Below are 6,035 nucleotides of genomic sequence, written 5' to 3'. Positions count from 1 at the left end.
CTAAGCCATGCTCAGCGAAAGAGAAGATTTGCTGACCACCGATGATCAGATGGTCAAGTACTCGAACTTCAATTAGCTGCAATGCTTTTATTAATTGTTGCGTGATAGATTTATCCGCTTGGCTTGGCGTGATATCGCCTGACGGATGGTTGTGTGCAAAGATAACGGCAGAACACTCTTACTGCTATAAAATAAAAGGATTAAGCCTAAAACAAAGCTCAATCCTTGAAAAATAATTCACTTATATCATCTAATTATTTATTTTTACTGTCTAATTACCCCAGCACTTTTTACCTCACCATTTTTTCAAATATTCTTCGACTTTTTGAATAAATGACTCTTTAGGGGCTTTTTTACACGCATCGACAATCAAGGGAGTTGCCGTTTCGATACCACTAATATTTAAAGTGGGGTCTTCTACTTTTCCTTTTTGTGTCACAATCTCTGCTGCACCAATGGCGGTTGGATAAAAGTTGTCATCGATGACCAAAAAGTCTTCACACTTCCATTGCGATACAGGTTTAGTGTCCGTTACAGGTTTAGTGTCCGTTGTTGCGAAAGCGGAAGTTGCTGTTCTGCGCAACTAAATCAGGACACTTTTCTTAAGGAATTTTCATACACCACTGGCGATAAATAATTATTGGCCGTGTGTGATAGCGTAACAACCGTTCATCGATATGAAAACTCAGATTTAAATCCTCTTCTTCGGTGAGCTTATCAGGGTAGGCTTTGCCATACACCAGTCGATAGAGACAAGCTGGACTAACCGCCACCTGGCAGGCTTCATGACTCGAAAAACGAATATACGACATTATCAAATGATGGTTATTTTAAATCAGTGAATGACACATCCCCTGGCAAATGGACAACTTCGTATACATCTAAAAGAACGCTCACCATCACCATAATATTAGTAGTAGGGCGTGAAAGGCACTGTGGACACAAAATATCATGACATTATCTTATCATAAAATCGTGTTGAAAATTCACTATGACTGGCAGCCTTAGAAGCTCAAAAATCCACCTAAACACCTTAAATCTATTTTGAATCCCCCAATACCAGTATTAGCATAAAAGCCCAAACTCTTAACATACCTAGTGCGCACTAAATTCAAATAATAATACGCAATATGCACATAAAGCGAAGCTAAACCAAGCCAATAAACGCTATTAATATCAAATTTAAAAATTATTGTGACTAGAATACAAACACACAACGAACTATTATATCAATAAAATGCAAACTTTATCTCTCACCAAGGAGTTCAATAATGACCCAATCATCTCGTTCAATTTCCCTGTGGAATAACCCCGATTCATCTTTAGGTATCACAGGTTTTAAGGACAGACTAAAAATCTTAATTGGTAAAAACTCCGTTCGTAGTTTTGCGAGTGAGTGCGGTATCAGTGATGCTACAATTAGAAAATACCTAAGCGGTCAGAGCCTTCCGGGTATTGACAAAATTGAAGCAATAGTAAAATACACAGGGTGTTCATTAGAGTGGTTAGTTACGGGAAAAGGTACTCAGCAACCTGCACCACCCAATAATGTCACACCGAAAGAAATTGAAGCGGGTTGGAATTACATCTTTCAGTCATTAACGCCTGAAGAAAAACATCGCGTGATTTCAACGTTTAATCGAGGTGGATTACAGGCGCTATTTGCTGAAGGCATCATGAAACACAATGAAGATGTAATAAATTGAAATTTAAATATAAAAGTGACCAGACCGCTAAAACAATTATACCGAGGTATCACTTTCTATATGATTTATTGGTATGAGGTTAACGCTAAGTACGCGATTCTTGAATTCGCTCTTGTAGCCACTGTTCAACTTCACTTTTCAGCCATCTTGAGCTGCGTCCCAGTTTAATCGGTTTGGGAAACTCACCGTCTTGAATGAGTTTATAAAACCACTTATCCGTTAAGCCTGTGAGCTTAGTGATGAATTTCATATCGATAAATTGGTCATTTAACAGTGATGGCATTGTTACTGTTGATGTTTCAATTGGATTTGTCATGAGGAAGAACTCCTGTCTTTAAAATTAAAGTCAGAAGCGATACCGGTTTGATGAAAGGGATATCACTTCAAGTCATGACATCCCTTCTCCAGTTTTTAATTACCGACTGCATCCAAATGACCGTTCACCATCCACATTGAACTTGGTATGTAACTTAGCGAGATACCGAATTCGATTTACAATGATATTTTGAGATTGATTCGTCACTATGTAGGTATACATGCCATCTTTGGTTTCTTCTTGCTCGACACGATATAAATGCGTGACATTTTTACCCGCAATATTGACTAATGGACGAGACGGTAAATACCCAATTTTGATGGCACTGCACCAAGCCTGTTGTAACATGACATAAAGGGTTCCACTCTCTTTTTTGAAATCCCCTAAGGAGTGATAGATATCTTTGTTAAGCAGTAACATCACGTGGTAGTGCTTTTGTTTATTCTTTTCACCAATCTCTTTCACCCAACAATAATGTAATTCACAGGAAAGATTACGTTTCCAAGCCTCTTTTTTCTTTTTAAGGTCATTTTTGATTTTAGCCTTAAGTGATTCAAAGAATCGGGTAATTGCTGTGGAGTCATCTGCAACATCTTCTGGTGTAATTGGAAAGCGTAAATCAAGGTGTATGGCTGTTAAGCGTTTATGTACAGCCAGTGCTTTATTGATGGTACGGTTAATTTGGTTTACATAGTGTTGGTTTAGCTTTTTTGACATGACGAGTTCCTCTTATGTGATTGGATGTCATATCAATGGGAAGGCTTGTTGCTAATTACAGTTTCGTTATTAGCAGAATAAGTTCACCGATCTAAGTCTGCTGCTTAAGGCTGCAAGATCGTCATACTGACTGAACTTTTAAGGGAATAAGAGGTTGGTAAGTCAGTGTAGATTTATAAGACATGTGCTTAACCATATAGGTCATTTACGCATTAATAGGTTTATGGAAGATGATGCCAATCTAGGTCTATAGGTATCGTTTTAGATGTGTAGGTTGGTTTTTGTATTGGAATAGTCGTGTTGATATTTAAATGTATTGTTTATATGTAGCATGTATATTTATATAACTATACCAACACACCGATTAGGCTATTTTCGTTAAAAACCCTCAGTAAGTACTCAAGCGTATGGACATTAACCTGAAATTAAGTTGAGTTTGAGCGCATTTTTTCAATGAAAACCACAACTCACTACTCTGATATTAGTCCCCTATTTTCACTTCTCAATGACCTCATTTTTATACTTTTCCCCTTAAAAAAACATGCAAATTTTAACTGCCACCCTCATTTTTTCGCGGGTCATCATGAATACCGTAAGCCCTGAAGCCTTCCAGCCAATATCATCAAAAACAAAGATGGTAAATTATAAGAACATGATAATAATGATATTTAATAAAGGTGCGCACTTTGAGATGCGCGATAATCTACGTAAAAATGCTACTACCGAGATAAATAATCTTCATAGTGAGTCTTCAATACGCCATCCACCAAGTATTTTCTACGGCAAGTAGCTCATTTATCACTTGAAATAACACACTTCCTACATATATTCTACACTACAGGTATTTTTTCATACGCTTTATCTCGACAATATCACGCATTTTCAACATATAAAAAGGAAAGCTCATGAGCAATCAACCGCTTATTAAGATAAATAATCATCGAGAACTAAATTTTTATATTGCTTATCTGAGGTGCTACAGTATATTTCCCCCAATAATAAAACATGATAACTTAAAGCTTGCGTCAGAAGCCCTTTCAAATACCTTAAGCAAAACACAAATCAATCGCGATTTTATTCTTGATATGCAATTAACGTATGATAAAGTTATTCTGCCGGAAGAAAGCTTCGACTGGTTAGATGAAGATAAGCGGGCACTTTTTTATTTTTGGGGGTGTTTGAAATTTAATAAATATTTAAATGACTTCATTAATAAATTAATGCCATTACCGTCTGATAATTGGTATGAAAAAGCCAATATCACAAGCTCATCCTTTAATCATAAGGAAAGGCTTATTTTAATGATGTCCTTTTTTGATTTTTTATGTATTGAGAAGCGAAGTATTGAACCAGCTAATACGTTAATGCAATCATTCCACGAAACATGGGATAGAGTACATTCAAACGTTCTTTGGGTTTCATGGTTATCACCTGAAGATAAAGAAGGCTGTCAATGGGCTTATAATTACCTATTAGATTATCAAATTAAAAATAAGCCAGAAGAGGATGACCCACTATTTCCGGTTAAACTACCTACACCTAAAAGTGCAGAAGAGTTTTACTATTCTTTTTATGCCATGCATGATTTATGGTCTGAACCATTAGAGACAAGTCGCGTTAATATTGAAAAAATGAATAAAGCGTGGGCACAAAGAAAATATCGTGCAAAGAAGTCCCAGTCAAAGCTCATTAACCACCTCAATGCAGAAGACCGACAAGCTTTAAATATGCTGTGTGAACATTATCAAAAAACAGAAATGGATATTATTACAATGTTAATCCAAGATCGAGCAACAGGCATCACCACAAGAAACTCACAACCTAAGCGTTAAATCCTCTATCATTTCAATTGAAAATAATTTCAGCTCTATATTATCTCCTTGTTAATCTACAAGGAGATATTTCATGTCTACCCATAAAATCCTATCTACCGCGATATCAAAATCTTTACCAAAACCACTGGCTTATTTACAAACTCATATTGCTGATAACATTCAGGCACTTGTTCAATATTCCCCAACGATTGGGTTAATGGGGAAAACGGGGGCAGGTAAATCAAGTCTGATTAATGCGTTATTTCAGTCTAACGTATCAACAGTTAATCATGTGGAGCGAGGCACGACTCAGGCCATTCCACTTCAAATGGCGTTGCGGAAACGCACCTTAACATTCGTGGATTTTCCCGGTATTGGAGAGTCCTGTGAGCGCGATAAACCTATCGCACGTTGTACCAGCAATGGCTACCTAAACTCGATTTAGTCATTTGGGTATTACGAGCCGACGAGCGAGCATGGACGGCAGATGAATTCACGTACCAATTTCTCGTCCGTGATTGTGGATATGACCCTAAGCGCTTTTTATTCATCTTGAATCAAGCGGATAAAATTGAGCCTTGTCGTGAATGGGACAGCCAACAGCGTAATGGTGATACTACCTATCTTGTCAGTGATGGCAGTAATGAAGAAGGTCAGCCTTTTAGCACCCTCGATGTCTATAAAGGATCCGTAGAGACAGGAAAGCACCTTGTTGAGATTAAACTAGATCCCAAAACCGTCGTGAATAACATCGGTTATCAATTAGCGGATGAAGGGATCCCCGAATCTGATTCATTATAAAAGCATCATCAGACTAACCCATTAATTAACTTACATTTATTTTTATATCTATATTATTTTAGTGAATCAATCATCAGAATGAGTCACTAAAAATGATACTCAATATACCTATCATTTCGAGAAAGCTCTGCACCGCAAGGTGTAGGGCTTTTTTGTTTATTACTGTCTATCAATATCGACTGAATTGGAGTTCTATTATGTTTACCTTACAAGAGCAAGAATCAACGGTTATCAAAACCAACCTCGTCAATTCCCGTGGTCGTGATACCTTCTGGCGTTTTTACTTTGGCACTGTTCCCGATTGGCAACGTATCGAAGGCGATATCTTTAACATGATGGCTAAATGCTGTCAGACCTATCAAGGCGCTTTTTGGGAGTTCAGTATGCTGTCTAATGGCGGCGCATTTATCTGGCCTGATATGCTCGAAACCTCCCTGCAAATGTTTAACCCGCATAACGGAAATGAAGCTGAGTTAAGCCCTGAAGCAGCCGGTATTGCTGTCTGTTTACTGGTGTATAGCATCTGGTCATTTAAAACCGAAAGTCCTGTGCTGGTAGAGTATTTTTACCAACTTCGTGACTATGCAATGCAACATCCCGAGCAAGCACAAATCTTTCGCCTTATAGACTGATTTATCAGTCACGGTTTTATCTTTCCCCCACCAGCAATCTTCATTTAAT

The 6,035-nt window shown here is 37.6% G+C and carries 9 protein-coding genes and 1 pseudogene; 5 read left to right on the top strand and 5 right to left on the bottom strand.

Annotated elements, in window-relative coordinates; genetic code table 11:
- The 3 genes and pseudogenes from PSF16_RS12480 to PSF16_RS12470 form a co-directional block, all read right to left on the bottom strand.
- Window positions 1-172 (bottom strand): annotated as a pseudogene (locus PSF16_RS12480) (JAB domain-containing protein); the annotation flags it as partial.
- Window positions 173-295: 123 nt separating this feature from the next.
- Window positions 296-583 carry an acid-activated periplasmic chaperone HdeA gene (gene hdeA, locus PSF16_RS12475; protein WP_272689345.1) on the bottom strand — a complete coding sequence of 96 codons (288 nt, stop codon included), beginning with the start codon at window positions 581-583 and terminating at the stop codon, window positions 296-298.
- A gap of 19 nt (window positions 584-602) precedes the next feature.
- Complete coding sequence (locus PSF16_RS12470; protein WP_272689344.1) at window positions 603-773, bottom strand: hypothetical protein; 171 nt, start codon at window positions 771-773, stop codon at window positions 603-605.
- Window positions 774-1,271: 498 nt separating this feature from the next.
- On the opposite strand from PSF16_RS12470, the gene PSF16_RS12465 reads away from it, so the two are divergent.
- The gene (locus PSF16_RS12465; RefSeq protein WP_272689343.1) at window positions 1,272-1,706 is read left to right on the top strand and encodes a helix-turn-helix domain-containing protein; all 435 of its coding nucleotides are present in this window, start codon (window positions 1,272-1,274) and stop codon (window positions 1,704-1,706) included.
- 85 nt (window positions 1,707-1,791) lie between these two features.
- Here the strand turns inward: PSF16_RS12465 and PSF16_RS12460 are convergent, their stop codons facing one another.
- Together PSF16_RS12460 and PSF16_RS12455 are read right to left on the bottom strand one after the other, a co-directional pair.
- Window positions 1,792-2,022: a helix-turn-helix transcriptional regulator gene (locus PSF16_RS12460; protein WP_196715753.1), complete on the bottom strand. Its 231-nt coding sequence runs from the start codon at window positions 2,020-2,022 to the stop codon at window positions 1,792-1,794.
- A 99-nt stretch (window positions 2,023-2,121) separates the two neighbouring features.
- On the bottom strand, window positions 2,122-2,739 hold the full coding sequence (locus PSF16_RS12455; protein WP_272689342.1) for an inovirus Gp2 family protein: 618 nt from the start codon (window positions 2,737-2,739) through the stop codon (window positions 2,122-2,124).
- Window positions 2,740-3,644: 905 nt separating this feature from the next.
- On the opposite strand from PSF16_RS12455, the gene PSF16_RS12450 reads away from it, so the two are divergent.
- The 4 genes from PSF16_RS12450 (at window position 3,645) to PSF16_RS12440 (ending at window position 5,986) form a co-directional block, all read left to right on the top strand.
- Window positions 3,645-4,571, top strand: coding sequence for a hypothetical protein (locus PSF16_RS12450; RefSeq protein ID WP_272689341.1), 927 nt, complete (start codon window positions 3,645-3,647; stop codon window positions 4,569-4,571).
- Window positions 4,572-4,644: 73 nt separating this feature from the next.
- Window positions 4,645-4,998 (top strand): GTPase, encoded by a 354-nt coding sequence (locus tag PSF16_RS12445; protein WP_442959251.1) that lies wholly within the window; start codon window positions 4,645-4,647, stop codon window positions 4,996-4,998.
- Window positions 4,965-5,354, top strand: coding sequence for a hypothetical protein (locus PSF16_RS17460; protein ID WP_442959250.1), 390 nt, complete (start codon window positions 4,965-4,967; stop codon window positions 5,352-5,354). The genes PSF16_RS12445 and PSF16_RS17460 overlap by 34 nt, the downstream gene beginning before the upstream one ends.
- A gap of 197 nt (window positions 5,355-5,551) precedes the next feature.
- On the top strand, window positions 5,552-5,986 hold the full coding sequence (locus PSF16_RS12440) for an antirestriction protein (RefSeq protein WP_272689340.1): 435 nt from the start codon (window positions 5,552-5,554) through the stop codon (window positions 5,984-5,986).
- The last annotated feature ends 49 nt before the right edge of the window (window positions 5,987-6,035 follow it).

Origin of the sequence: Providencia sp. PROV033 (assembly GCF_028484855.1) — a bacterium.
Classification (GTDB): Bacteria; Pseudomonadota; Gammaproteobacteria; order Enterobacterales; family Enterobacteriaceae; genus Providencia; species Providencia alcalifaciens.
This window is presented reverse-complemented; position numbering and strand designations above follow the sequence as displayed.

What these genes read in the sequence shown, in the direction of transcription:
- PSF16_RS12465 (WP_272689343.1), top strand. Translation starts at nt 1,272, where the DNA reads ATGACCCAATCATCTCGTTCAATTTCCCTGTGGAATAACCCCGATTCA.
- PSF16_RS12450 (WP_272689341.1), top strand. Translation starts at nt 3,645, where the DNA reads ATGAGCAATCAACCGCTTATTAAGATAAATAATCATCGAGAACTAAAT.
- PSF16_RS12455 (WP_272689342.1), bottom strand. Translation starts at nt 2,739, where the DNA reads ATGTCAAAAAAGCTAAACCAACACTATGTAAACCAAATTAACCGTACC.
- PSF16_RS12440 (WP_272689340.1), top strand. Translation starts at nt 5,552, where the DNA reads ATGTTTACCTTACAAGAGCAAGAATCAACGGTTATCAAAACCAACCTC.
- PSF16_RS12460 (WP_196715753.1), bottom strand. Translation starts at nt 2,022, where the DNA reads ATGACAAATCCAATTGAAACATCAACAGTAACAATGCCATCACTGTTA.
- PSF16_RS12445 (WP_442959251.1), top strand. Translation starts at nt 4,645, where the DNA reads ATGTCTACCCATAAAATCCTATCTACCGCGATATCAAAATCTTTACCA.